The organism is Massilia forsythiae, from assembly GCF_012849555.1.
GTDB lineage: Bacteria > Pseudomonadota > Gammaproteobacteria > Burkholderiales > Burkholderiaceae_D > Telluria > Telluria forsythiae.
Genome location: NZ_CP051685.1, coordinates 4,255,792 through 4,280,694, shown reverse-complemented (window position 1 = coordinate 4,280,694; position 24,903 = coordinate 4,255,792). Strand labels below are relative to the sequence as shown.

Here is a 24,903-nt window from a genome sequence, read left to right as displayed (position 1 = left end):
TGAGTCAGCATATCGCAAGTGACATTCTAGCACCTCCGCGGTGCAGAACAACAGGAGTACGAACGCCCGAGTTCGCATGCCTGCGTTCTTTCGCCTGAATTCAGCTATACGAGCAGTTCATTGGCGCATGCCGGACGCCGCCACCGGTCTCAGGCAGCCGGCGCACCGCCACGCAACAGGTGCAGGATGGCGCGCAATTCCTGGCGCAGCTGCTCGGGTTCGAACGCCGGCAGCGCGGCGACCTCGGGCGCGGTGTCGATGTCTTCGACCTGGCCGTTGCGTCCATCCAGGCGGTTGCGGGCGCCGCTGATGGTGAAGCCCTGCTCGTACAACAGCTCGCGGATACGCCGGATCAACAGCACTTCGTGGTGCTGGTAATAACGACGGTTTCCGCGACGTTTGACAGGCTTTAGTTGAGTAAATTCCTGCTCCCAGTAACGCAGGACATGCGGTTTGACCCCGCACAATTCGCTGACTTCGCCGATCGTGAAATAGCGCTTGGCCGGGATCGGCGGCAACACGGTCGGTTCCATCTTGTTCGGTCGGTCATTCATGGTTCAACTCGCTCAGGCTGCACGCGCCAGCGAGGAAGCACCCGCATTCGAGGGACTGGCTTCCTCGACCATGCCCTTGAGCTTCTGGCTGGCGTGGAAGGTCACGACGCGGCGCGCCGTGATGGGAATTTCTTCCCCGGTTTTGGGATTGCGGCCGGGGCGCTGCGGCTTGTCGCGCAACTGGAAGTTGCCGAAGCCGGACAGCTTGACCGCTTCGCCGCGCTCCAGGGCATTGCGGATTTCGTCGAAGAACGTCTCGACCATGTCCTTGGCTTCGCGCTTGTTCAGGCCGACCTGCTCGAACAGCAGTTCGGCCAGCTCGGCCTTGGTCAGGGTCGGCAATTCCTTTTCCGCTTCCTGCCGTACCCTGGCCACATGCATCGCACGATGCAGGTCGGCGGCCAGTGCCTCCTGGAATACGGCGGAATCAACGTCGTTGTTGTTAATTTTGATTACCTTCAGCTCAAACGTTTTGGATGGGGCCCCGGCCGACCGCATGCGCGCACAAGATGTGCGCGACGGCCTGCCAAAGCCCGTCAAGGCGCGTGACCTCTCATCAAGCGCGCAAGGCAGCGCCGTGATTTTGTTGTGCCGCGGCAGCCAATGCAGTCATGATCGCCTCGACCGCATCATCCTGCAGCGTCGATTGAGTATCTTGCAAGCTAAAGCGGAAAGCAAGGCTTTTTTCATCCGCCTGCAGGCCCTTCCCGCGGTATTCATCAAACAAAACAACGGCTTGCACGAGTTTGCCGAGCTCGTTCGACGCCAGCTCGGTCTCGAAGGCGTCCAGCAATGCCTGGGCCGGCAGGTCTTGCTTGACCACCAGCGCCAGGTCGCGCGTGGCGCCCGGGAACTTGGAAATCTCGGCATGGCGCGGCACGGCGCGGCGGCGCAGCGACTCGGCGTCCACCTCGAACAGCACCGGCGCCTGCGGCAAGTCGTACTTCTGCAGCCAGCGCGGGTGCAGCTCGCCGATGAAGCCGACCGGCTCGCCATCCACCTCGACCGCGGCGCAGCGGCCCGGGTGCAGGGCCGGGTGTTCCATCTTACTGAAACGCACCTTGCGCGGCGCGTACATTGCTTCCAGGTCGCCCTTGACGTCGAAGAAGTCGACCGCGCGCGCCTTGTCGCCCCACTGTTCGTCCAGCGCCGCACCGTAGGCGATCGCCGCCACCCGCTTGGGCTGGTCGAAACCGGCCACGCTCAGCGCGCCGTCGACGGCCTGGGCGTTGCGCAGGAACACGGCGCCGACCTCGAACACGCGCACCCGGCCGGCCTTGCGGTTCAGGTTGTAGCGCACGTTGGCCACCAGGCTGCCCACCAGCGACGAACGCATCACGCTCAACTGGCTGGCGATCGGGTTCTGCAGGCGGATCGGGTCGGCATTCGCGGCGAAGTCCGCTTCCCAGCCCTGCTCCACGAAGCTCATGTTGACCACTTCCTGGTAGCCCAGGTCGGCCAGCTGGTGGCGGATCGCGAACAGCGAGCGCGTGTCTTCCGGCTCGACCAGCATGGCACTGGGCGCGGTCGGCGGCAGCGCCGGGATGTTCTCGAAGCCGTACACGCGCGCCACTTCCTCGATCAGGTCTTCCTCGATCTCGATGTCGAAGCGGTACGACGGCGCCGTGACGAGGAACGCTCCCGGCTCGCGCGTGAAGGACAGGTTCAGGCGCGTGAAGATGTCGGCCACCTGGTCGTCGGTGAGCGGCACGCCGATCACCTTGGCGGCGCGCGCGGTGCGCAAGGCCACCTGCTTGCGCTGCGGCAGGTTGGCGACTTGGTCGTCGATCGGGCCGACCTGCGTCTCGCCGGTGCCGCAGATCTCGACGATTAGCGCGGTGAGGCGCTCGATGTGCTCGATCGTGGTCGCGTAGTCGACGCCGCGCTCGAAGCGGTGCGCGGCGTCGGTCGAGAAGTTGTAGCGGCGCGCGCGGCCCTGGATGGCGTTCGGCCACCAGAACGCTGCTTCCAGGTAGATGTCGGCGGTGTCCAGCGACACGGCGGTGGCGTCGCCGCCCATGATGCCGGCCAGCGACTCGATTTCCCGGTCGTCGGCGATCACGCCGATCCATTCGTCGACCTCGACGGTATTACCGTTCAGCAGCTTGAGCGACTCGCCCTTGCGGCCCCAGCGCACGTCCAGCGAACCGTGGATCTTGTCCAGGTCGAACACGTGCGACGGGCGGCCGACTTCCAGCATCACGTAGTTGGAGATGTCGACCAGCGCCGACAGCGAACGCTGGCCGGAACGCTCCAGGCGGCGCTTCATCCATTCCGGGGTGGCGGCGCGCGCGTTCAGGCCGCGGATCACGCGGCCGGTGAAGCGGCCGCACAGGTCCGGCGCCGAGATTTTCACCGGCAGTGTCTCGTCGGTGGTGACCGGCACCGGACGGAAGGCCGGCAGGTTCAAGGGCGAGCCGGTGAGCGCCGACACTTCACGCGCCACGCCCAGCACGGACAGGCAATCGGCCTTGTTCGGAGTCAGCTTGATGGTGAACTTGAGATCGTTCAAGCCGAGGTAGTCGCGGATGTTCTGGCCGACCGGCGCGTCTTCCGGCAGTTCCATCAGGCCGGCGCTTTCTTCCGAAATCTTGAGTTCCTTCGCCGAGCACATCATGCCTTGCGACTCGACGCCGCGCAGCTTGCCGACCTTGATTTCGAAGGGCTTGCCGTCGGCGCCCGGCGGCAGCACGGCGCCGGCCTTGGCGCAGATCGCCTTCATGCCGGCGCGCACGTTGGGCGCACCGCACACGATGTTGAGCAGCGTGCCGCTGCCGACGTCGACTTGGCACACGTTGAGGCGGTCGGCGTTGGGGTGCTTGGCCACTTCCTTGACCTCGGCCACCACCACGTTCGAGAACGGCGGCGCGACCGCCTCGACTTCCTCGACTTCGAGGCCGGACATGGTGAGCAGGTGGGCCAGTTCGTCCGAATTCATCTTCGGATCGACCATGGAACGGAGCCAGTTTTCAGAGAATTGCATAATCGTTTGCCTTGTCGCTGCGTGGACTTGTCGGTTTTCTTGTTGTTCTCGACGCTTAATTGAACTGCTTCAGGAAGCGCAGGTCGCCTTCATAGAACAGGCGCAGGTCGTTGATGCCGTAGCGCAGCATCGCCAGGCGCTCCAGGCCGGAACCGAACGCGAAGCCGATGAAGCGTTCGGGATCCAGGCCGAAATTGCGCACCACGGTCGGGTGCACCTGGCCGGCGCCCGAGACTTCCAGCCAGCGCCCCTTCAATGGACCGGAACCGAAGGCGATGTCGATCTCGGCCGACGGCTCGGTGAACGGGAAGTAGGATGGACGGAAGCGCACCTGCAGGTCGTCGGTCTCGAAGAAGGCCTTGACGAAGTTCAGGTACACGCCCTTCAGGTCGGCAAAGCTGATGTCTTCGCCGATCCACAGGCCTTCGACCTGGTGGAACATCGGCGAATGGGTGGCGTCGCTGTCGACGCGATAGGTGCGGCCCGGCGCGATCACCTTGATCGGCGGCGTATGCGTGCGCGCGTAGCGTACCTGCATCGGACTGGTATGGGTGCGCAGCAGCAGCGGCTTGCCGGTGCTGTCGTTGCCCTCGATATAGAAGGTATCCTGCATCGAACGCGCCGGGTGGTTTTCCGGGCTGTTCAAGGCGGTGAAATTGGTCCAGTCGTTCTCGATCTCGGGGCCGTCGGCCACGTCGAAGCCGATCGAGCGGAAGATCTGTTCGACCCGCTCCCAGGTCCGCATCACAGGATGGATGCCGCCGGTGGAACGGCCGCGGCCCGGCAGGGTGACGTCGATGCTTTCCGCGTTCAGGCGCGCCAGCAATTGCGCGTTGGCCAGGTCGTCGCGGCGCGCACTCAGGGCGGTCTCGATCTTTTCCTTGGCGGCGTTGATCAGGGCGCCTTGCGCCTTGCGCTGGTCGGGGTCGAGCTTGCCGAGACCCTTCATCAGGTCGGTCACCTGGCCGGTCTTGCCCAGGTATTTCGCTTTGGCGTTTTCCAGCGCGGCGGCGTCTTGCGCGGCACCGAAGTCAAGCTGGGCGGCGGCGACGAGTTGTTCCAGCGCGGGTTGTGCGTGCGGATCCATGCGTGTTCTGTTCCTGTTTTGGATGGCGGGAGGCGCCACAATCAAAAACGGGGCATCGGTTTGACCCTTTGCCCCGTCCCTGTTGCGCCGGCGGCATGGCCGCGGCGCTGATCTTGCTTGCAGTCGCTCGGCCGATTACGCGGCGGCGGCTTGCGCCTTGACGGTGTTCACGATAGCGGCAAAAGCCGGCTTGTCGTTGACAGCCATGTCGGCCAGGACTTTACGGTCCAGTTCGATCGCGGCTTTCTTCAGGCCGTTCATGAACACGCTGTAGGTCACGCCGTGCGAACGCGCAGCCGCGTTGATACGGGTGATCCACAGTGCGCGGAAGACGCGCTTCTTGTTGCGGCGGTCGCGGTAGGCGTACTGGCCGGCGCGCATGACTGCTTGCTTGGCAATACGGAATACCTTGCTGCGGCGGCCACGGTAGCCTTTGGCAAGTGCAAGAACCTTCTTGTGACGGGCACGTGCAGTAACCCCACGTTTTACTCGAGGCATATTCGCTCCTTAGTGATGTGAGATTAGACGGCCGACGGCATCATGCGGTAGACGCTCGTGACGTCCGACGCATTGATGTTGCGGGTGCCACGCAGCTGGCGCTTGTTCTTGGTGGTCTTCTTGGTCAGGATGTGACGCTTGAACGCCATACCCGATTTGACGGTACCACCCGGACGCACGCGAAAACGCTTCTTCGCGGAGCTTTTGGTTTTCATTTTCGGCATAGTCATCTGCCCTCTTAGAGGCAGCCTCATATGTAACAGGATTGCAGGTGGCGGCAACGCCGCTCTTGGATGCCTGCTTTCACTTGTTTCTGCAGCAGAAGCGAGTCCACTACAGTATTGCTTTCCCGCATTAGCAAACGCGGGAACCGCAGATTCTAGCACAGATTCGGGCGCGTGTAACGCTACCGTTGCGGGAATGATTGCACCAGCGAGCGCACCGCCCCGACGCAAACGGCCGGACCCGGATCGCGGAGTCCCCTCCACAACCCGGGTCCGGCCCGGCTTGACTGTCACGGCGCCGAGGCGCGGCGAACGAAGCTTACTTCTTCTTCTTCGGCGCGACGACCATGATCATCTGGCGGCCTTCGAGCTTCGGAAACTGTTCGACCTGGCCATACGGCTCCAGGTCGCCGCGCAGGCGTTCCAGCATGCGCGCACCGATGTCCTGGTGGGCCATCTCGCGGCCGCGGAAGCGCAGCGTGATCTTGGTCTTGTCGCCCTCTTCCAGGAACTTGATCAGGTTACGCAGCTTGATGCTGTAGTCGCCTTCGTCGGTACCCGGACGGAACTTGATTTCCTTGACCTGGATGATCTTCTGCTTCAGTTTCGCTTCGTGCGCCTTCTTTTGCTCCGAATACTTGAACTTGCCGTAGTCCATCAGGCGGCAGACCGGCGGATTCGCGTTCGGCGCGATCTCCACCAGGTCCACGTTCGCTTCTTCGGCCATGCGGAACGCGTCCGCCAGGCTCACGATGCCCAGCGGCTCGTTGTCCACCCCGTTCAGACGCATTTCCGGGTGGTTGATTTCGCCATTGATGCGATGCGACGACTTGTCAGTAGCTATGTTGTTTCCTTTGAAAGTTAAATGATTCCGGCAGCTGCCTCAAGCGCGGCGAACCTCACTTGGTTTTGGAAGCGACCTCACCCAGGAGGCGCTCCAGCAGCGCGTCGACCGACATGACGCCGAGGTCGACATTGCCACGTGCGCGAACGGCCACGGTATTGGCGTCCCGCTCTTTATCGCCGACAACAAGGATGTACGGCAGTTTTTGGACAGAATGCTCGCGAATTTTATAGGTAATCTTCTCGTTCCGCAAATCAGCGTGAACGCGCAGACCGGCCGCTTTCAGGCGCGCTTCCACCTCTTTCACATAAGATGCTTGCGCATCCGAGATATTCAAGATGGCGACCTGTACCGGCGCCAGCCACAGCGGCAGCGCACCGGCATAGTTCTCGATCAGGATGCCGATGAAGCGCTCCATCGAGCCGACGATCGCGCGGTGCAGCATGACCGGCACCTTGCGGGTGTTGTCTTCCGCCACGTATTCGGCGCCCAGGCGGCCCGGCATCGAGAAGTCGACCTGCATGGTGCCGACCTGCCACGGACGGCCCAGGCTGTCCTTCAGGTGGTACTCGATCTTCGGGCCGTAGAACGCGCCCTCGCCCGGCAGTTCCGTCCATTCCACGCCGCAGCCGCGCAGCGCCGAACGCAGCGCTTCCTCGGCCTGGTCCCAGACTTCATCGGTGCCGATGCGGTTGTCCGGACGCAGGGCGATCTTGACGTCGATGTTGGCGAAGCCGAAATCGTCGTACACCTTCATCGCCTGGGCGTGGAAGGCGGTGACTTCGCCGGCGATCTGCTCTTCGGTGCAGAATACGTGGCCGTCGTCCTGGGTGAAGCCGCGCACGCGCATCAGGCCGTGCAGCGCGCCCGAGGATTCGTTGCGGTGGCACTGGCCGAACTCGCCGTAGCGCAGCGGCAGGTCGCGGTACGAGCGCAGGCCGGCGTTGTAGATCTGGATGTGGCCCGGGCAATTCATCGGTTTCAGCGCATAGGTGCGGTTTTCCGATTCGGTCGTGAACATGCTTTCACGATAATTGTCCCAGTGGCCGGTTTTCTTCCACAGGGTCACGTCCAGGATCTGCGGCGCCTTGACTTCGTTGTAGCCGGTGACCTGGTAGGTCTTGCGCATGTACTGCTCGACCTGCTGCCAGACGGTCCAGCCCTTCGGGTGCCAGAAAATCAGGCCCGGCGCCTCTTCCTGGAAGTGGAACAGGTCGAGCGCCTTGCCGATCTTGCGGTGGTCGCGCTTTTCCGCTTCTTCCAGCATGTGCAGGTACTGTTCCTGGTCTTCCTTTTTCGCCCAGGCCGTGCCGTAGACGCGCTGCAGCATCTCGTTCTTCGAGTCGCCGCGCCAGTAGGCGCCGGCCAGCTTCATCAGCTTGAACACTTTCAGCTTGCCGGTCGAGGGCACGTGCGGGCCGCGGCACAGGTCGGTGAACGCGCCTTTCGTGTACAGCGACACGTCCTCGTTCGCCGGGATCGAGGCGATGATCTCGGCCTTGTAGTCTTCGCCGATCGACTTGAAGTAGGTCACCGCCTCGTCGCGCGGCAACACCTTGCGGGTGACCGGCTCGTCCTTCTTGACCAGTTCCGCCATCTTCTTCTCGATCGCCTTCAGGTCGTCCGGGGTGAACGGGCGCTTGTACGAAAAGTCGTAGTAGAAGCCGTTCTCGATGGTCGGGCCGATGGTGACCTGGGCGTCCGGGAACAGTTCCTTGACGGCGTAGGCCAGCAGGTGGGCGGTGGAGTGGCGAATGACGTCCAGGCCTTCGGCATCCTTGTCGGTGACGATCGCCAGGTCGGCGTCGTGCTCGATCAGGAACGAGGTATCGACCACCTTGCCGTCGACCTTGCCGGCCAGCGCCGCCTTGCCCAGGCTGGGCGCGATGCTGGTCGCCACCTGGGCGACCGTCACCGGTGCATCGAATTGACGGCTCGAGCCGTCTGGAAGTCGAACATTCAACATCGTGATCTCCATGTCGGCGCCGCTGCGCCCGTTGATGTTAATAAAATTGAAACTGGAAAAGTCGGGACGAAAAAAAACGCGCACCAGGCGCGTTTTCTTCAGTGTTGTCGAGCGTTTGCGAAAGACAAAAGCACACCGAACCGCGTCTAGCGATTCTCCCACAACCAGGTTGTAGTTCGCGGTGTCATAACCGTCAGTGCCTTTCTCGCTCTTACCGTTACTGCTGAGGATTCTGGTGGGCGGTGCAGAATTCGAATCTGCGACCCCTTGGATGTCGACCAAGTATTCTAACCAGCTGAACTAACCGCCCGTGTGCCGCCATTATAGGGAGTCGGGGCGCAATGCGCAAGGCTCATGTCCGCATCGTGCGCGCCGCGCGAATCCAGTACACTGCGCGACGGCCCGCTCATCCTCTTCGCTCATCTTCTCCAGACCATGTCCCAGCAGCCCGCCCACCCTTCCATCGACACCGCGCCGTCCGACTCCGCCCACCTGCACGCCCACCTCGACGGCGACGCCGTCCACGGCCACACCATCGAGGGCAGGAGCCAGAAAACGCTCGGCGTGGCCCTGGCGCTGACGCTGCTGTTCGCGCTGATCGAGGCGGTCAGCGGCGTCATGTCGAACTCGCTGGCGCTGATTTCCGACGCCGGCCACATGGTGACCGACGCCGCCGCCCTCGGCCTGGCCCTGATGGCGCAGGTGATCGCCAAGCGCCCGCCCTCGGCGCGCCATTCGTTCGGCTTCGTGCGCGCCGAGGCGCTGGCCGCCTTCGTCAACAGCCTGGCGATGCTGCTGCTGGTGGCCTGGATCGTCTACGAGGCGGCGCAGCGCCTGCTGCATCCGGAGCCGGTGGGCGGATCGACCGTGTTCGTGGTGGCCTCGATCGGCGCCGCCATCAACATCCTGGTGGCCTGGGTGCTGTCGCGCGGCGAACAGAGCATCAACACGCGCGCGGCGCTGGTCAACGTGATGGGCGACCTGATGGGCTCGGCGGCGGCGATCGCGGCCGGCGCCATCATCCATTTCACGCAGTGGGTGCGGATCGACCCGATCCTGTCGATCTTCGTCTCGCTGCTGATCCTCCGGTCCACCAGCGGCATCCTGCGCGAGTCCTACCACTTCCTGATGGAGAGCGTGCCGGCCGGGATCGACTACCTGAAGGTGGGCGCCGACCTGGCGGCGGTGGACGGCGTGATGTCGGTGCACGACCTGCACGTGTGGGACATGTCGCCGGGCGAGCCGGCCCTGATCGGCCACCTGGAAATCGTCGACCTGGCGTGCTGGCCGGAAGTGCTGTTCGCGGTCAAGGCGATGCTGCTGGAAAGGCACGGCATCGACCACGTGACGCTGCAACCGGAAACCCACAACGCCCTGCCCCACCTGTGACCGGACGGCGAGCCGGCCACGCGCGCAGCGCCGTGTCAGTACGGTCCGACCCGGCTGCGGCGCGCGCGCCGATAGGCCGATGGCGCCCGCCTTGCCGATAATCGGGCCATGACCATTCCACACGAACCGTTGAGCGCGCCCGTCTACGACACGCTGATCGTCGGCGGCGGCCCCGCCGGCCTGACCGCGGCGATCTACCTGCGCCGCTTCACCCGCAACATCGCCCTGGTCGACAAGGGCAACAGCCGCCTGCGCCTGATCCCGGTCTCGCACAACTATCCGGGCTTCCCGGAAGGGGTACCGGGCCACACGCTGCTCGGCAACCTGACCGCCCAGCTGGAGCGCTACGGCGGCTCGGTCATGAGCGGCGAGATCGCCGACCTGCGCATCGAGGACGGGCTGTTCGTGGCCGACTACCTGGCCGGGGACGAGTCCGAACAGCGCGACGTCCAGCCGATCCGCGCCCATACCGTGCTGCTGGCCACCGGCGTGGCCGACGTCGGCCTGCCGGTCGAACACTGGCGCGAGGCGATCGCCGTCGGCTCGGTGCGCCTGTGCCCGGTGTGCGACGGCTTCGACGTCATGGACAAGCGCATCGCGGTCGCCACCGCCGAGGTGAACCCGGTGGGCCACGCCATGTTCATGCGCACCTTCAGCGCCGACGTCACCCTGTTCGAGCGCGGCCCCGCCGGGCCGCGCTCGGCCTCCATCCTCACCGACGACGACCGTCGCCAGCTGGACGCGGCCGGCGTGCGCTACGTCGATTCGCCGCTGCTGTCGGTGACGCTGGACGCCGCCATGAAGCCGGTGATGCACACCGAGGACGGGCAAGCCTTCGAAGCCGACGTGTTCTACCCGATGCTGGGCGAGAACGCGCGCTCCGGCCTGGCCGTGAATCTCGGCGCCGAGACCGCCCAGTGCAGCGAGCTGGTGGTGGATGGCCACGGCGCCACCGCGGTGCCCGGCCTGTTCGCGATCGGCGACGTGGTCGTCGGCCTGAACCAGATCGCGGTGGCCACCGGCCAGGCGGCGCGCGCCGCCACCCACATCCACAACCTGCTGCCGCCGGCGCTGCGCCCGGCGGCGGCGCCTGGCAGCGCGGCGGCGCGCGCCCTGCAGACGGTCTGGTGAGCGCCGCCGCGCCCGGAAACCCGGCATGATGCGGCCATCCCCACAACGCATACGGAAAGAATCCTCCATGGCCGCGATCAACCTGTCCGACTACAACCTGGCCGAGCTGAAAGGCTTGCAGTTCGACGTCGAAAACGAAATCAAGGAACGCCAGCGCCAGGAACTGGGCAAGGCGCGCGAACAGATCCGCGCGATCGCCAGCGAGGCCGGCATCTCGGTCGAATCCCTGATGAAGAAGGGCGGCGGCCGCCTGAAAGCGCTGGCCGGCCCGAAGGCGGACGGACTGGAACCGGCCGGCGCCAGGGCCAGCGGTCCGAAGGCGGCGGCGCGCTACCGCAACCCGGCCAACGGCGCCCAGACCTGGAGCGGGCGCGGACGCCAGCCGAAATGGATCGCCGAGGCGCTGGCCGGCGGCACCACGCTGGATGCCTTCAAGGTGGCCGACGCCAAGGGCGCCTGAGCGCGTTCGCCTGCCCTGCCCGGCCGCGGCGGCGAGCGGCGCGCCGCCAGGCGGCCCGGACTGGCATCATGCGCATGGAATGATGGACATGCGAAGGGATGCCGATGTGGTGGGAGCAAAGTTGGGCGACGGTGCAGCAGGAATTCTCGGACCTCGGCCAGGCCGACGACATCACGCGCCTGGTGCTGCGCCTGCTGGTGGCGATGCTGCTGGGCGGGATGATCGGCTATGAACGCGAAGCGAGCGGCGCCTCGGCCGGCCTGCGCACGCATATGCTGGTCTCGCTCGGCTCGGCGTTGTTCGTGCTGATTCCGCTGCAGGCCGGCATGCGCGTGGAAGACCTGTCGCGCGTGCTGCAGGGCGTTACCGCCGGCATCGGCTTCCTCGGTGCCGGCGCCATCCTCAAGCAAAAGGAAAGCAACGACATTCGCGGACTGACGACCGCGGCCAGCGTCTGGCTCACCGCCGCCATCGGCGTGGCCGCCGGCATGGGCAAGGAAGCGACGGCGGTGGCCAGTGCGCTGTTCACGGTGATCATCCTGGCCCTGCTGAAACGCCCGCGCGGCGACTGACAGACGCTGGTCCGGGCCGCATGGCTGCGTTGCATTCTTCTCGCCATACTAGACGATGCGCCTTGCCCTGGGGCCTGTGCCAGCGTTTGTAGAGATTGCGTTCATTCCCCGGATGCCAGCTCGATGCGGCGCCGCACGGCGCGCGCCGCCGCGTCGTCGCCGGCCGCCAGCGCGCGCCGTTCCTGCACGCCCAGCCAGGCCAGCAGGGGGCGGCGCCAGCCCTGGCTTGACGCGGCGTCGACCGCGGCGCCGACGTCTCCGGGCGCGATGCGGCCGGCCTTGAGCAGCGCGCCGGCCGCCACCAGGCGCGCCAGCGGATCGGCCACGCCGGCCAGCGAGCCGCTCGCCACCACCGCCCGGTGCTGCGCCGGCAGCAGGCCGGCATCCAACCCCTGCCAGCGCCCGTCCAGGTAGGCCGCGTAGGCGCGCTGGGCCGGCGTGGCATCCTGGGCGATGGCGGCGAAGCCGGGACAGTCGTAGTCGAGCGCCGCCGCGCGCACGCCGCAGCGCACCAGTTCGGCCTGGGCCACGTTGTCGAAGCGGCCGGTAGCGCCGGCGGCGCGGCGCGCGCGCGCGAAATCGGCCTCGGCGGCGCCGCCGTCGCCGTGCAGCCAGGCGTCGGTGAAGCCGTCGAGCGCGTCACGCACGTCGTTCTGCCAGGGCGGCGGCTTCGGCGTGGCGGCGCAGCCGGCCAGCACGATCGCCAGCAGCGCCAGGCCGGCCTTGCGCGGAAGGGATGCGATGGTCATGGCAGCTTGATCTCCGTGTCGCGCTTGAACGGCCACTTGCGGTCGATCTGGTCGACCAGCCGGTTCACCTTGCGCAGGCTGGCGTCGACCTCGCCGCGCAGCTTGCCCAGGTCCTGCGTGGCGACGCGCGCGTTGGCGCCCACCGCCTGCGCCTCGGCCAGCACCGCGTCGACCTTCTGCAGCGTCACGCGGGCATCTTTCAACATGCCATTCAGCTCGCCGATCGCGGCCTGCGTATCGTCCATCACGCCGTTGGCGCCGAACACGCGGCGGTCGGCCTTGGCCAGGATGGCGTCGACGCGGCGCAGCGTCTGCAGCAGCTGTTTCGCTTCCTCGTCGCCGCCGAGCGCGGTACCGAGCACGCCGTAGCGGCCGGTCATGCGGCCGGTGATGGTCTCGACATTGGCCAGGCTGTTGCCGATCGACGAATCGGCGCGCGTCATCGCTTCCAGGTTCTCCATCAGCGTGCGCGCCGTCGCCAGCAGGCGCGGGATCTCGGCGGTGGCGTCGCCGCGCAGCACCGGGCGGGTCGACTTGTCCGGCAGCGGCGGATCGCTCAGGATGCCGGTGTAGGCGCGCAGGCGCGTTTCGCCGACCACGCTGCGCTCCAGCGTGAACACGCTGCTGGTACGCAGCCACCTGGCGTCGTCGCGCGCGATGTCGACCGCGATGTTGACCTTGCCGTCGTTGCCCAGGTCGACCTGGCGCACGCGCCCGATCGGGAAGCCGGCGAAGGTCATGTCCATGCCCGGGATCACGCCTTCGGAATCGTCGGCCACCAGCACCAGGCGCTGGGTCTGCTCGAACACGCCGCGCGCGTACATCACGTACAGGAAGAAGCCCACGATGAGAGCGCCGATCACGGCCAGCAGGATCAGCGCCTTGGCCTCGACGTGGCGCGGCTCGGCCGGGGTGGATACGGACGGGGGAGTGGATTCGGGTTCGGCCATGGGCTTCCTTGGATCAGATGTATTTCACCGCCAGCGAACCGGCCTCGATCAGCAACAGCACGAACAGCAGGCGCAGCGCGCCCGGCTGCACGCTGGAGCCGGTGCGGCGCGGGCGGCGCAGCAGTTCGAGGATGGCGGCGCTCGGGATCACCGCCACCGCCAGCCCGAACAGCACGGTCTTGAGGACGAAGCCGACTGTCACCACCGGGTCGAACACGCGGCCGACGGTGCGCGTGTAGTCGGACAGTCCCCAGGGCGACAGTCCGTACACGTTCAGGTAGGCCAGCACCAGCACGGTCACGCTGCTGGCCATCGCCAGGCTGAGGACCGAAAAGGCGTCGGCCACCAGCTGCGGCACGAGATCGCGCCGCAAGCGCTGCAGGGCCGCGCCGGTGACGGCGGCCGGATCGACGCCGATGCGGTCCAGGCCGATGGCGGCGGCGTCGAAGGCCAGGCCGGCGCGCAGCGCGGCGAACAGCGCCGCCGACAGCGGAATCAATTCCAGCACCAGCACGCGCACCACCATCTCCAGCGCATAGCGCGACAGGCCGTAGCTCTGCGCCGTGACCAGCACGATGCGGATGATCACCAGGCTGACCAGCGCGGTCAGCAGCGTAAACCAGGGCAGCACCTGCCAGGTGCCGGCGTGGATGCGGCGCGAGACCGCCAGGCGCTCGGCCCGGTGCCAGCCGGACGTCGACGCCGCCAGCACCAGCGCCACCGCGCCCAGGTGCAGCATGCGCCACCAGCTGCCGAGCCAGCGCGCGGCCAGCTTGCCCCAATGGCGCGGCGGGGTGGTCAATAGGGTCGAGTTCGGCATATTGACATGATACAGGGTGGCGCGGATGGGCTCCACCACCGCTCGTTCGACGTCAGGTGCGTTTCGCTTCCTGCACGCCGGGCACTTCGGCGATCGCCGCCAGGGCCTTCTGCAATTGCCCGGTGGCGCCGATCTCAGCGGTGAACACCATGCGCGCGGTCCCCTTGGCGCTTTGCGTATTGACGCCGATGACGTTGATCTTCTCGCGCGTGAGCACCTCGGAGATGTCGCGCAGCAGGCCCTGGCGGTCGCTGGCCAGGATGAAGATGTCGATCGGGTAGACGGTGTCGTTGCCGGTGCGGCCCCACTCCGTCTCGAGCACGCGCTCGGGCGCCTTGGCCGCCATCTCGCCGAAGTTCTTGCAGCTGGCGCGGTGGATCGACACGCCCTTGCCGCGCGTGACGAAGCCGACGATCGGGTCGGGCGGCGCCGGCTTGCAGCAGCGCGCCAGCTGCGTCATCAGGCCCTCGGTGCCGACCACCAGCACGCCCGACTTGGCGCCCTGCTCGACGCTGGAGGCGCGGCTCTTGTTGACCACCGCCGCGTCTTCCTGCTGCGCCGTCTCGCTCGGCTCGTGCAGCGCCGCTTCCACGTGGCGCAGGCTGAACTTGTCCTTGCCGACCGCGATGAACAGGTCGTCCAGCTTGGCGAAGCCCAGCTTGTGCGCCAGCGCTTCCAGGTTGACCGCGGTCTTGCCTTCGCGCTGCAGCGATTTTTCCACCTGGCCGCGGCCGTGCGCCAGGGTCTCGGCCAGTTCCAGCGCGTGGAACCAGGCGCGGATCTTGGTGCGCGTGCGGCTGCTGACGGTATAGCCGGGGCTGAGCCAGTCGCGCGACGGCCCGGCGCTGCCCGGCGCGCCCTTGGCGGTGATGATCTCGCAGGTCTGGCCGTTGTGCAGCGCCGTGTTCAGCGGCACCATGGTGCCGTCGATCTTGGCGCCGCGGCAGCGGTGGCCGACGTCGGTGTGCAGGTGGTAGGCGAAGTCGATCGGCGTGGCGCCGACCGGCAGCTCCAGCACGCGCGCCTGCGGCGTCAGTACGAAGATGCGGTCGTCCAGCGTGGTCGACTTGAGCTTCTCGACCCATTCGCGCTGCAGCTCTTCCTGGCCGGCGACGGCGCCGGCGACGTCGCTGTTCCAGGCCAGCAGCTGGCGCAGCCAGGCGATCTTTTCGTCGTACTGCTGGCTCTTGAAGTTGGACCCGCCCTCTTCCTTGTAGCGCCAGTGCGCCGCCACCCCGTACTCGGCGAAGTTGTGCATCTCCTGGGTGCGGATCTGCACTTCCAGCGGGCGACCGTCGTCGGCGTTGACCACGGTATGCAGCGACTGGTAGCCGTTCGGCTTGGGACGCGAGATGTAGTCGTCGAATTCCTTCGGGATCGGGGTCCAGATGTTGTGCACCAGGCCCAGCACCGTGTAGCAGGTCTTGACGTCGGCCACGATCACGCGGAAGGCGCGCACGTCGTACAGCGCCGTGAAGTCCAGCTCCTTGCCGCGCATCTTTTTATAGATGCTGTAGATGTGCTTGGGCCGCCCGCTGACCTCGGCCTTGATGCCGGCCGCCGCCAGTTCGTCCTGCAATCGCGTGATGGCAGACTGCACGAAGCTCTCGCGCAGCATGCGCTTTTCTTCCAGCATCTTGGCGATGCGCTTGTAGGTTTCCGGCTCCATCATGCGGAACGCCAGGTCTTCCAGCTCCCATTTGAGCTGGAAGATGCCGAGGCGGTTGGCCAGCGGCGCGTACAAATCCAGCACCTCGCGCCCGTAGTCGTGGGTGACCGCATCGAAGCGCTTCTGCTCGGCGAACCAGCGCAGGCTGGTCACGCACGAAGCCAGGCGCACCAGCACCACGCGCATGTCGGATGCCATCGCCAGCAGCATCTTGCGCAGGGTTTCGACCTGCGCCTTGGCTTCCTGGGCGGCGTTCTTGCCGCGCCCGACCGGGGCCTGGTTGGCCGTCAGGTCGCGCAGGCGGATCAGCTGCTGCACGCCATGCACCATGGCCGCCACGTCCTTGCCGAAGCGATCCTCGATCTGGGCGGCGTGCGCCGGATCGACCACGGCCAGCTCGAACAGCAGGCCGGCCATGCGCGTCTCGGCGTCGCTGCGCAGCAGCGCCAGGGTGCCGCCCACCGCCAGCGAAAACTCGAAGGCGCCCTGGCCGGACGTGGCCAGGCTGTCGCCGTAGGTGGCCGAGGCAAAATCGAGGGCGGCCTTGACCCGCGTGCAATCCTCATGGCCGAGGCCGTGCAGCAGCTGGGTGGTGGCGTCGCCGAGCGCGACGATCGATACCATACGCGCCGCTTCTCAGGCCTGGGCCGCGACGACCACGATCTCGACCAGGCAGGCGGGATTGGCCAGCTTCGCTTCGACCGTGGCGCGCGGCGGCGTGTGGCCGGGCACGACCCAGCCGTCCCACACGCTGTTCATGCCGGGGAAATACGCCATGTCGGCGATGTAGATCTGGCAGCTGAGGATGCGCGTCTTGCCGCTGCCGGCTTCGGCCAGCAGGCGGTCGACGTGGCCCAGCACTTCGCGGGTCTGGCCGACGATGTCCTGCGCGGTGTCTTCGGCGATCTGGCCGGCCAGGTACACGGTGCCGTTGTGGATGGCGATTTCGGACAAGCGCTTGCCGACGTGGAGTCGTTGGATTTCCATGGTTTCCTTGGGTTTGGGTGGATAAATGTTTCAGCCGGCCAGGAAGGCGCGCGCGATGGCGATCTGGTCCGGCTGCACGAAGGTCGGCGCATGGCCGACGCCCGCGATCTCGACCAGTCGGGGGCGCGGTCCGCGCCGCGTCATTTCCTCGGCGGTGGCGCGCGAAAGCAGGTCGGAGCGTTCGCCGCGCACCAGCAGCGTCGGGCAGCGGATCGCGTCGAAGGCGGCCCACAGCATGGCCTCGTCGCTGCGCGCGCGTTCCGGTGTGATGGCGGCGAACGGCCTGGCCAGGCGGATGTCGTAGTGGCGCGCCCATTGGCCATCCGGTTCCTGCACCAGCACGTCGGCGGCCAGCTTGCGCCACTCGGCGTCGCTATGCGGCCCGAACGAGGCGGATACCTCGCGCACGAAGGCGGCGCCGGCCTCGAAGCTGGGAAAGCGCAGGTCCTGGCCGATGTAGTCGCCGATGCGCGCCATCGCCACCGGATCGAGCACCGGGCCGATGTCGTTCAGCACCAGGCGCCGCACCGGCGTGCCGTCCAGCGACGCCAGGATCATGCCGATCAGGCCGCCCATCGAGGTGCCGAACCAGTGCACGCCTTCATCGGCGTTGCCGTCGGCGCCGGCGGTCACGCGCGCGACCAGCGTCACCATGTCGGCCACGTACTGCGGCACCGTGTACAGCTCGGGATCGCGCAGGCGCCCGGAACGGCCGCGTCCGGCCACGTCCGGGCACACCACCCGGTAGCGGTCGCACAGGGCGCGCGCCAGCGCATCGAAATCGTCGGCCACGCGGGTGACGCCATGTACGCACACCAGCACGCGCGGGTTGGCGGGGTCGCCCCATTCCTTGTAGGCCATGCGGTGCAGGCCGGCCGGCGAGCTGCACAGCACCGACTTGCGCCGCGCTTCGTTCACATTCTGTTCCACTGACATTTCTTCCATCTGCCGACTCATTGGTCCAACCCAGCGATCCGGCCCGGCGATCCAGGCCGCTTCCGTACGCCGCCGACAATATCGTCCCAGCCCTGCAAGATATTATTCGGCGCAGCGATTAGAATTCTACCAAGTCTGGCGGCCCGCCCGCCATGCCAATGCGGCTCCACTCCCCTTTTACAGATGAGGATCGAATGAAATCCACCATGTTGAGCGGCAAGACTGCCCTCGTCACCGGCTCGACCTCGGGCATCGGCCTGGGCATCGCGCGCGCACTCGCCGAGCAGGGCGCGAACATCGTGTTCAATGGTTTCGGCGACGCCCAGCAGATCGACAAGCTGTACACCGACGTCGGCCAGGAATTCGGCGTGCAGACCGCCTACCACAATGCCGACATGTCGAAGCCGGCCGAGATCGAGGCCATGATGGCTTTCGCGCTGGAGAAGTTCGGCGGCGTCGACATCCTGGTCAACAACGCCGGCATCCAGTACGTGGCCAACGTCGAGGATTTCCCGGTCGAGAAATGGGATGCGATCATTGCCATCAACCTGTCCTCGGCCTTCCACACCACGCGCCTGGCGCTGCCCGGCATGAAGAAGAAGAACTGGGGCCGCATCATCAACCTGGCCTCGGCGCACGGCCTGGTCGGATCGAGCCAGAAGTCGGCCTACGTCGCCGCCAAGCACGGCCTGGTCGGCCTGACCAAGGTGACGGCGCTGGAAAACGCCGCCAGCGGCATCACCTGCAACGCGATCTGCCCGGGCTGGGTGCTGACGCCGCTGGTGCAGAAGCAGGTGGACGACCGCGCCGCGCGCGAAGGCATCCCCAACGAGCAGGCGAAAAAGGCGCTGCTGGGCGAGAAGCAGCCGTCGGGCGAGTTCGTCACGCCGGACGAGCTGGGCGCGCTGGCGGTGTTCCTGTGCTCGGCGGCCGCCAACCAGGTGCGCGGCGCGGCCTGGAACATGGATGGCGGCTGGACTGCGCAGTAAGGCGCCACTGAAGCGCGCACCCGACCGGACGCCTGCAAGCGGCGTCTGGTCTAGAATGGCGCCACCATGACAGATACCGATTTCCATTCCGACTCCGACGCCGATGGCGTCGACATCCCCGGCCTGCACGAGGCCTGCCTGGAACTGGCGCACGTCGTGCTGGCCGCCGGGCAACCGCAGGTCTCGCGCGACATCCTGGAAACCCTGGCGGCGAAGTTCGCGCGCGAAGCCGCCGACTTCGCCCCGCTGGTGGCCGGCCACGGGCGCGATACCGGCCTGCTGGCGCGCGCCGTGCACTACCTGAACGACGCCCACGCGCTGCCGCTGATGGGCACCGACATGGACTGGTTCCGCCAGTCGCTGGCCTGCCTGGTCGAGCTGGCGGTGCCGGACATCGCGCTGTCGGGCAAGGGCGCCGCCTTCCTCGGCGACCTCGCGCTCGGCATCGAGCAGGCGCGCCAGGACCACGAATGAAAAAAAGCCGGGCCGGCCTGGCGGCCGGTCCGGCGCAGCCGGCGCTGCGCGTTCAGGCGCAGGCGGCGCAACGGGCACCGGTACGGCGGCGCAGCGCGGCTGCGGCAACCGCGCCGATCCCCACCAGCATCCAGCTGCCCGGCTCCGGCACGTCGATCGTGCTGATCGTCACCGACCCGGGATTCGCGGTGACCGCGATATCGTTCAAATTACTGTCGAGGAACACGAGGTCGGAGAAATTCAGCGACGACACCCCGTTCGCCAGCGCGTTGAACGTGATGTGCAGCAAGCTGCCGCTGCCGGATGCACCTGCCTGCGGGCCGACCAGCGTATAGCCCGCGAACGAGATGATGCCTGTGCTGTTGTCGATCTCGCCCGTGGTGCCGAAGGTCGGACCGGCACTGCTTAGGAAACCCTGCTGGCTGACGCCACCCACGTCCACCACCTTCGGATCGAAGGTGATCGAGAAGTTGTAGGCATACAGGTCGCTCACGTCCGAGATCACGACGTCCACGCCGACGAACGAACCGGGCGGCACGCTGCCGGGCGAGGTGAAGCTCAGCGTCGGCACGGCCCAGGCCGGTACGCAGGCCGCGCTCAGCGCGACGGCGCCGAAAAGTGTTTTCCATCGCTTCATGTTGTCATTCTCCTTGTCGCCCCTTCGGGCATGTCTTATGAGGTGCTGCCGCGACGATGGTCGCGGCAGCCGGATTGCCTGTCGCCGTTACGTGGTCAGTTGCAGCTGCTGCCCTGCGGCAGGCGCTGCGACACGTAGGCCAGGTCGCGGGCGTCGATCACGTTGTCCTTGACCACGTCGGCGGCCGCGTCGAAGCCGGCCTGTCCGCTGCGCTTGCCGAAGGCCGCCTTGACGGCCGCCAGGTCGGCGCACGACACACTGCCATCGCCGTTCACGTCGCCGGCCAGGCGGATGGTAAAGTCGGCGTTGGAGACGTCGAAGAACACGTTGCCGACCGCCTCCACCTTGACGCGCGCGGTCTTGCTGGTGTTCGCCGGCAGGGTCACCTTGGCGCTGCCGTTGTTCGGCACGCTCTCGGCCAGCACGATCGGGAAGGTGGTGCCGCCGTCAAGCGACAGGGTGATCTTGACGCTGGCGGTGTTCACCGGGGCGACGTCGGTATTGGCCACGCTCCAGGTCACGGTCTGGGCGCTGCCCGCATCCACGACCGTCGCCGTGTTCGGGTAGGTGACCAGGAACGGACCGGCGTTCGGCGCCAGTGTCAGCCGCGTGTTGGCGCTGTTGACGCCGCCGCGGCCGTCGCGCGCGGTCAGGCGGAAGTTGAGCGAGGCCGGATTGGCATTGACATTGGGAACGCCGACGTAGGCGGCGGTCGGCAGGTACTCCGAGAAGCACTCGATGTCGGCCGCGGTCGGGGTGGCGGCCGCGGTCGGGCACACGCCGGTCCCGGCGTTGGTGTTGTTGGACAGGATCTGCTTCATGTCCGGGAACACGCGGGTCGGATCGGCGGTGGTGTGGTTCTCGCCCGGCGAATCGTAGATCAGGGTATCGGTGGCGCTGACCACGGCGCGGGTGCCGAACTGGCGGAACAGCGGGCCGTTGAGCTTGGTGTTGCTGATCAGGCCGGTGCCGGTGGCGGCGCCGCGGTCGTTCTGTTCCCACATGTAGGTGAGCGGATCGCCGTCCGGGTCGGTGGCGCTGCCGGTCAGGGCGAACGGGGTGCGCACCGGGATCGTGTAGCCGGCCGGCGCGGTCACGTTGGGCGCGGTGTTGCCGGTCGTGGAGACCGTGCCGCGGCGCGTGGTGGGGCCGCCGGCGATGATCTCGCCGATGTAGCCGCTGGCGCCGCCGCTGGCATTGGCCAGGAACAGCTGACTCGTGTTGACGCCGCCCAGCGTGCCGCCGAAGGTGACGGTGAACGCAGTGTCGCCCACGGCGCTGACGGTGACGATGGCGCCCGCCGGCCAGCCGGCGATGCCCTCGATAGCGGCCTTGATGCCGGCAGTGGTGAAGTTGGCGCCGCGCACGATCGGCGCCGACAGGTTGCCGTTATAGGCGAGCTGAAATTGTTGCCCGTCGGTGGCGAAGCCGGTCAGCACGCCCATCTGCACTTCGTTCAGGCTATTTTCTGCACCCGAGGTGTAGGCGACGATCTCGTCGAAGCTGCGCTGTGACCAGTAGGCGTCGCTGTGGGTCTGCAGGTTGTCGGTGGTGCAGATGCCGGCATAGGCCATGATCGAGGAGCCGCTGCCCGGCTCGACCGAGGTGCCGGTGTTGCGGTTGCCGCCGGCGCAATTCAGTTGCACACCGTTGAAGGTGTGGTTGCCGGAGAACTGGTGGCCCATCTCGTGCGCCACGTAGTCGACCGCGTAGAAGTCGCCCACCGGGGTCGGGATGCCGGTGCAGCCCTGCGCCTTGCTGGCGCGGCCCACCACGCCCAGGCTGGCGATGCCGCCGCCGTTCAGGCCCAGAGCAATGTGGCCGATGTCGAAGTTGCTGGCGCCTGCCAGCAACCCGGCGACGATACGGTTGCGGGCCAGGATGTCGGGGCCGCACGAAGTGCTTATATCGGACGCGAAACAGGCCGAGCCGCCGCACGGTCCGTCGGGACCGGTCATCTTGGCGGCGGTGTCCAGGTTCAGCGCGTCGGTGCCGTCGATCAGCACCAGGCGGATCGAGGTTTCTTCCTCATACACCTGGGTAACGCGGTTGATCAGGGTGACCTTGGCCGCAGTGACGTTGCCGACATTGGGTCGATAGGCGGCGTAGGACGGATCGCTGACCAGCGCCAGGCGGTAGGTGCGCAGCTGGCCGGCCACGGCGACGTCGGCCGAATTGGCGTCCAGCACGTGGAAGGCGGCGGCGCTGCTGCGGTTGCCGTCGCTGGCAATCACTTCGAAGGCGCCGGTGCCGTTGCCGGCACCGGCCAGCGTGGCGACGATATTGCCCTTGCCGTCGGCGGTGGCGGTGGCGGCCGGCACGCCGGCCAGTTGCGAGGCGCCTTCGGTCTCGGCGCGCACGCTCAGGCTGACGCTGGCGCCCGGCGCGAAGCCAGAGCCGCGCACCTCGACCGTATCGCCCGGCTTGTAGAAGCTGCGCGACAGTACCAGCTGCGATTCGTCCACGGTGCCTTCGATCAAGGGTCCGTGCTGGTTGTCCAGGTCGCCGCGCGCATAGGCGGCATACACGCTGGTGTCCTGCACATAGTATGGGTCGACGTACCAGCCGCCGTTGGGTGAGCGCACCGAGGCGTGCAAGCCTTGCGGGGTGATGTCCATGCGCAGCGTGGCGCTCGGGTCGTCCAGGCCGCGGCCTTTATAGGTCTTGATCTCCGGATGCCTGGCGGCCAGGCCGGCTTCCATGACCGGCGATTCGGACAGCACGAAGCGCTGGAAGCCGCCGTCCGGATGCGGCAGCGAAATCGTCAGGGTGCCGGTCACGGCGCCGTCGGCGCGCTCCATCGGCGCGCCCGCGGTGAGCGACTGCATGCCCGGCATGTCGAGGGTGACCGCATGGTAGCGCTTGAGCGACAGCGCCGGGGTCTTGGCGGCGGCGCTGGTCCTGGCGGCACCGGCCTGCGCGTCCGACACCACGCCGGCGCTCTGCCAGAACGGTGCGGCGCGCTGGCTCAGCGCGCTCTTGGCGGCTTGCGCCTGGGCCTGCGCCGCCGGCAGGGCAGCGCCGAAGGCCAGGGCGACGCACAGGGCGATGGATGTCATTCCCGGGGCGCGCTGCGCCTGTTGCGGCACGCGCTGACGGCGTGAGGTCGACGACTTCGTTTTCATGCAGTGTCCTCTCTCGACTTAGTGATGCTGTTATGAGCTCTTATGTGTCGTGGTACGGTGCTACCTGGACTTCCTACGGCCCGCAAATGCTGCGCAGGCACTGCTTGCCTCGATGCAATTAAATCAATACAACTTTTTAATACTATTGGTTGATTTGCATTAATACAAGGTATTTTGTTGGATGTAGTAAATTTGTAGAAACACAAAAAAAGTTGTCTATTTTCTTATCGATAAGCTTGCAATGAAAATATGAATGTGCATGCGCCTGGCATCGCCAATGCCGGCGTACAAGGGCTGCGCATGCAGACATGCGGCAAGCGCTTCGCTATGATGGCGGCTTCCCATTTATATAACGACAAGAAGACCGGCATGCCGACCTGGACCAATCCTCTCTCCCCTTCCCGGCGCTCCCTGCGCACTGCCGTGGCGCCCATCGCCCTCGCCCTTGCGCTCGCTGCCGGCGCGCCTGCGCAGGCCCAGTCGCCGGCCGGCGCACCCGGCACCGCCGCCGCGGCGCAGCCGCTGCTGCTCACTCCGGACCGTGTCTGGACCGGCGACGGCGCCGCCCATCCCGGCTGGAGCGTGCTGGTGGCGCGCGGCCGGGTGCAGGCCGTGGGGCCGGCACAGAGCATGACGCTGCCGGCCGGGATCGCGCGCATCGCCCTTCCCGGCAAGACCCTGATCCCGGGCCTGATCGACCTGCATTCGCACGTGCTGCTGCATCCGTACAACGAGACCACCTGGGACGACCAGGTGATCAAGGAAGCGCCCGCCTACCGCGTGGCGCTGGCGGTGCGCCATGCGGCCGACACCCTGCAGGCCGGCTTCACCACGCTGCGCGACCTCGGCACCGAGGGCGCCGGCTACGCCGACGTCGGCATCAGGCGCGCCATCGACGAGGGGCAGGTGCCGGGCCCGCGCCTGCTGGTGGCCACGCGCGCCATCGTCGCCAGCGCCAGCTACGGGCCGGCCGAGCGCAGCTACCGCCCCGACATGGACATTCCCTACGGCGCCCAGCAGGCCACCGGTACCGACGAGGTCACCAGGGCGGTGCGCGAACAGGCCGCGCACGGCGCCGACTGGATCAAGTTCTATGCCGACTACCGCACCGGCGTCGACGGCAGTACCCGCCCCACCTTCACGCTGGAGGAAATGAAGGCGATCGTGGCTGCCGCCCACGTGAGCGGACGCAAGGTGGCGGCCCATGCCAGCAGCGACGACGCCATCCGCCTGGCGGTGCTGGCCGGGGTCGACACCATCGAGCACGGCTACGGCGCCAGCGAGGCCACCTTCAGGCTGATGGTCGAGCGCGGCACCGCCTACGTGCCGACCCTGACCGCCCCCGAAGCCATCGGCGAGTACTTCCAGAAGCACGTGCGCGGCGGCGCGCCGACCCCGGCCATGCAGCAGGCCGAGCGCGCATTCCGGCTGGCGCGCCGCCTCGGCGTGACCATCGGCAACGGCAGCGACGTCGGCGTGTTTGCGCACGGCACCAACGAACGCGAACTGGAATGGCTGGTGCGCCTGGGCATGCGCCCGGCCGAGGCGCTGCGCGCCGCCACCGTGGTCGCGGCCGGCATCCTCGGACGCCCCGACCTGGGCGCGATCCGGCCCGAGGCGCTGGCCGATCTGGTGGCGGTCGACGGCGACCCGACCGCGGATATCGCCGCGTTGCGCCGGGTCGGCTTCGTGATGAAGGGCGGCGTGGTGTTTCGCCAGCCGCCGACGGGTGAGACCGGCGCCGGCAACGGGCAGTGACGGCGGGCGCGCCAAGCTGATGTTTCCTCACAGATATTCACGTAACTGCAGTGTGGTTATCACCCCTGGTGTTGCGGTTTTCCACAATAGATGGCGCAGAT

At 66.8% G+C, this 24,903-nt stretch carries 23 protein-coding genes and 1 tRNA gene; 7 read left to right on the top strand and 17 right to left on the bottom strand.

Going from position 1 to position 24,903, the window contains the following annotated elements:
- Positions 1 to 149: 149 nt before the first annotated feature.
- From HH212_RS18180 to HH212_RS18140, 9 genes are all read right to left on the bottom strand, one after another.
- Positions 150 to 554, bottom strand: coding sequence for a MerR family transcriptional regulator (locus tag HH212_RS18180; protein ID WP_170203753.1), 405 nt, complete (start codon positions 552 to 554; stop codon positions 150 to 152).
- Positions 555 to 566: 12 nt separating this feature from the next.
- The gene (locus HH212_RS18175) at positions 567 to 935 is read right to left on the bottom strand and encodes an integration host factor subunit alpha (RefSeq protein WP_170203752.1); all 369 of its coding nucleotides are present in this window, start codon (positions 933 to 935) and stop codon (positions 567 to 569) included.
- A 175-nt stretch (positions 936 to 1,110) separates the two neighbouring features.
- Positions 1,111 to 3,537: a phenylalanine--tRNA ligase subunit beta gene (gene pheT, locus HH212_RS18170; protein ID WP_170203751.1), complete on the bottom strand. Its 2,427-nt coding sequence runs from the start codon at positions 3,535 to 3,537 to the stop codon at positions 1,111 to 1,113.
- Positions 3,538 to 3,592: 55 nt separating this feature from the next.
- A complete protein-coding gene (pheS, locus tag HH212_RS18165) occupies positions 3,593 to 4,624 on the bottom strand; it encodes a phenylalanine--tRNA ligase subunit alpha (protein ID WP_170203750.1) in 1,032 nt (343 codons plus the stop codon).
- 135 nt (positions 4,625 to 4,759) lie between these two features.
- The gene (rplT, locus tag HH212_RS18160) at positions 4,760 to 5,122 is read right to left on the bottom strand and encodes a 50S ribosomal protein L20 (RefSeq protein WP_170203749.1); all 363 of its coding nucleotides are present in this window, start codon (positions 5,120 to 5,122) and stop codon (positions 4,760 to 4,762) included.
- Positions 5,123 to 5,145: 23 nt separating this feature from the next.
- Positions 5,146 to 5,346 (bottom strand): 50S ribosomal protein L35, encoded by a 201-nt coding sequence (gene rpmI, locus HH212_RS18155; RefSeq protein WP_005667419.1) that lies wholly within the window; start codon positions 5,344 to 5,346, stop codon positions 5,146 to 5,148.
- 319 nt (positions 5,347 to 5,665) lie between these two features.
- Positions 5,666 to 6,190 carry a translation initiation factor IF-3 gene (infC, locus tag HH212_RS18150; RefSeq protein ID WP_170205521.1) on the bottom strand — a complete coding sequence of 175 codons (525 nt, stop codon included), beginning with the start codon at positions 6,188 to 6,190 and terminating at the stop codon, positions 5,666 to 5,668.
- Between the two features lie 55 nt (positions 6,191 to 6,245).
- Positions 6,246 to 8,156, bottom strand: a complete 1,911-nt coding sequence (thrS, locus tag HH212_RS18145; RefSeq protein WP_170203748.1) for a threonine--tRNA ligase — start codon at positions 8,154 to 8,156, stop codon at positions 6,246 to 6,248.
- A 233-nt stretch (positions 8,157 to 8,389) separates the two neighbouring features.
- Positions 8,390 to 8,466: transfer RNA gene (locus tag HH212_RS18140), tRNA-Val, on the bottom strand.
- A gap of 125 nt (positions 8,467 to 8,591) precedes the next feature.
- Between HH212_RS18140 and HH212_RS18135 the strand changes: the two genes are divergently transcribed.
- From HH212_RS18135 to HH212_RS18120, 4 genes are all read left to right on the top strand, one after another.
- Positions 8,592 to 9,545 (top strand): cation diffusion facilitator family transporter, encoded by a 954-nt coding sequence (locus HH212_RS18135; RefSeq protein ID WP_170203747.1) that lies wholly within the window; start codon positions 8,592 to 8,594, stop codon positions 9,543 to 9,545.
- 108 nt (positions 9,546 to 9,653) lie between these two features.
- Positions 9,654 to 10,676: an NAD(P)/FAD-dependent oxidoreductase gene (locus HH212_RS18130; protein WP_170203746.1), complete on the top strand. Its 1,023-nt coding sequence runs from the start codon at positions 9,654 to 9,656 to the stop codon at positions 10,674 to 10,676.
- A 67-nt stretch (positions 10,677 to 10,743) separates the two neighbouring features.
- Positions 10,744 to 11,136, top strand: coding sequence for an H-NS histone family protein (locus tag HH212_RS18125; RefSeq protein WP_170203745.1), 393 nt, complete (start codon positions 10,744 to 10,746; stop codon positions 11,134 to 11,136).
- 98 nt (positions 11,137 to 11,234) lie between these two features.
- Positions 11,235 to 11,708 (top strand): MgtC/SapB family protein, encoded by a 474-nt coding sequence (locus HH212_RS18120; RefSeq protein ID WP_170203744.1) that lies wholly within the window; start codon positions 11,235 to 11,237, stop codon positions 11,706 to 11,708.
- 101 nt (positions 11,709 to 11,809) lie between these two features.
- Here the strand turns inward: HH212_RS18120 and HH212_RS18115 are convergent, their stop codons facing one another.
- From HH212_RS18115 to HH212_RS18090, 6 genes are read right to left on the bottom strand one after another with little or no spacing between them, the layout of a single operon-like run.
- Positions 11,810 to 12,457 (bottom strand): hypothetical protein, encoded by a 648-nt coding sequence (locus HH212_RS18115; protein ID WP_170203743.1) that lies wholly within the window; start codon positions 12,455 to 12,457, stop codon positions 11,810 to 11,812.
- On the bottom strand, positions 12,454 to 13,407 hold the full coding sequence (locus tag HH212_RS18110) for an MlaD family protein (protein WP_170203742.1): 954 nt from the start codon (positions 13,405 to 13,407) through the stop codon (positions 12,454 to 12,456). Before HH212_RS18110 ends, HH212_RS18115 begins: the two co-directional genes overlap by 4 nt.
- A gap of 13 nt (positions 13,408 to 13,420) precedes the next feature.
- Positions 13,421 to 14,227, bottom strand: coding sequence for an MlaE family ABC transporter permease (locus HH212_RS18105; protein WP_370663938.1), 807 nt, complete (start codon positions 14,225 to 14,227; stop codon positions 13,421 to 13,423).
- Positions 14,228 to 14,279: 52 nt separating this feature from the next.
- Positions 14,280 to 16,520: a RelA/SpoT family protein gene (locus HH212_RS18100; protein WP_170203741.1), complete on the bottom strand. Its 2,241-nt coding sequence runs from the start codon at positions 16,518 to 16,520 to the stop codon at positions 14,280 to 14,282.
- 12 nt (positions 16,521 to 16,532) lie between these two features.
- A complete protein-coding gene (locus HH212_RS18095; RefSeq protein WP_170203740.1) occupies positions 16,533 to 16,883 on the bottom strand; it encodes a RidA family protein in 351 nt (116 codons plus the stop codon).
- Between the two features lie 30 nt (positions 16,884 to 16,913).
- A complete protein-coding gene (locus HH212_RS18090) occupies positions 16,914 to 17,801 on the bottom strand; it encodes an alpha/beta fold hydrolase (protein WP_170205519.1) in 888 nt (295 codons plus the stop codon).
- Positions 17,802 to 18,013: 212 nt separating this feature from the next.
- Between HH212_RS18090 and HH212_RS18085 the strand changes: the two genes are divergently transcribed.
- Both HH212_RS18085 and HH212_RS18080 read left to right on the top strand, forming a co-directional pair.
- The gene (locus HH212_RS18085; RefSeq protein WP_170203739.1) at positions 18,014 to 18,808 is read left to right on the top strand and encodes a 3-hydroxybutyrate dehydrogenase; all 795 of its coding nucleotides are present in this window, start codon (positions 18,014 to 18,016) and stop codon (positions 18,806 to 18,808) included.
- Positions 18,809 to 18,874: 66 nt separating this feature from the next.
- Positions 18,875 to 19,282, top strand: a complete 408-nt coding sequence (locus HH212_RS18080; protein WP_170203738.1) for a hypothetical protein — start codon at positions 18,875 to 18,877, stop codon at positions 19,280 to 19,282.
- 52 nt (positions 19,283 to 19,334) lie between these two features.
- On the opposite strand, the gene HH212_RS18075 is transcribed toward HH212_RS18080, so the two are convergent.
- Both HH212_RS18075 and HH212_RS18070 read right to left on the bottom strand, forming a co-directional pair.
- Complete coding sequence (locus HH212_RS18075; RefSeq protein WP_170205518.1) at positions 19,335 to 19,919, bottom strand: cohesin domain-containing protein; 585 nt, start codon at positions 19,917 to 19,919, stop codon at positions 19,335 to 19,337.
- Positions 19,920 to 20,014: 95 nt separating this feature from the next.
- Positions 20,015 to 23,044, bottom strand: a complete 3,030-nt coding sequence (locus HH212_RS18070) for a reprolysin-like metallopeptidase (RefSeq protein ID WP_229217338.1) — start codon at positions 23,042 to 23,044, stop codon at positions 20,015 to 20,017.
- Positions 23,045 to 23,344: 300 nt separating this feature from the next.
- Here HH212_RS18070 and HH212_RS18065 point away from each other — a divergent pair, with 300 nt between their 5' ends.
- A complete protein-coding gene (locus HH212_RS18065; protein ID WP_229217337.1) occupies positions 23,345 to 24,802 on the top strand; it encodes a metal-dependent hydrolase family protein in 1,458 nt (485 codons plus the stop codon).
- Positions 24,803 to 24,903: the final 101 nt, after the last annotated feature.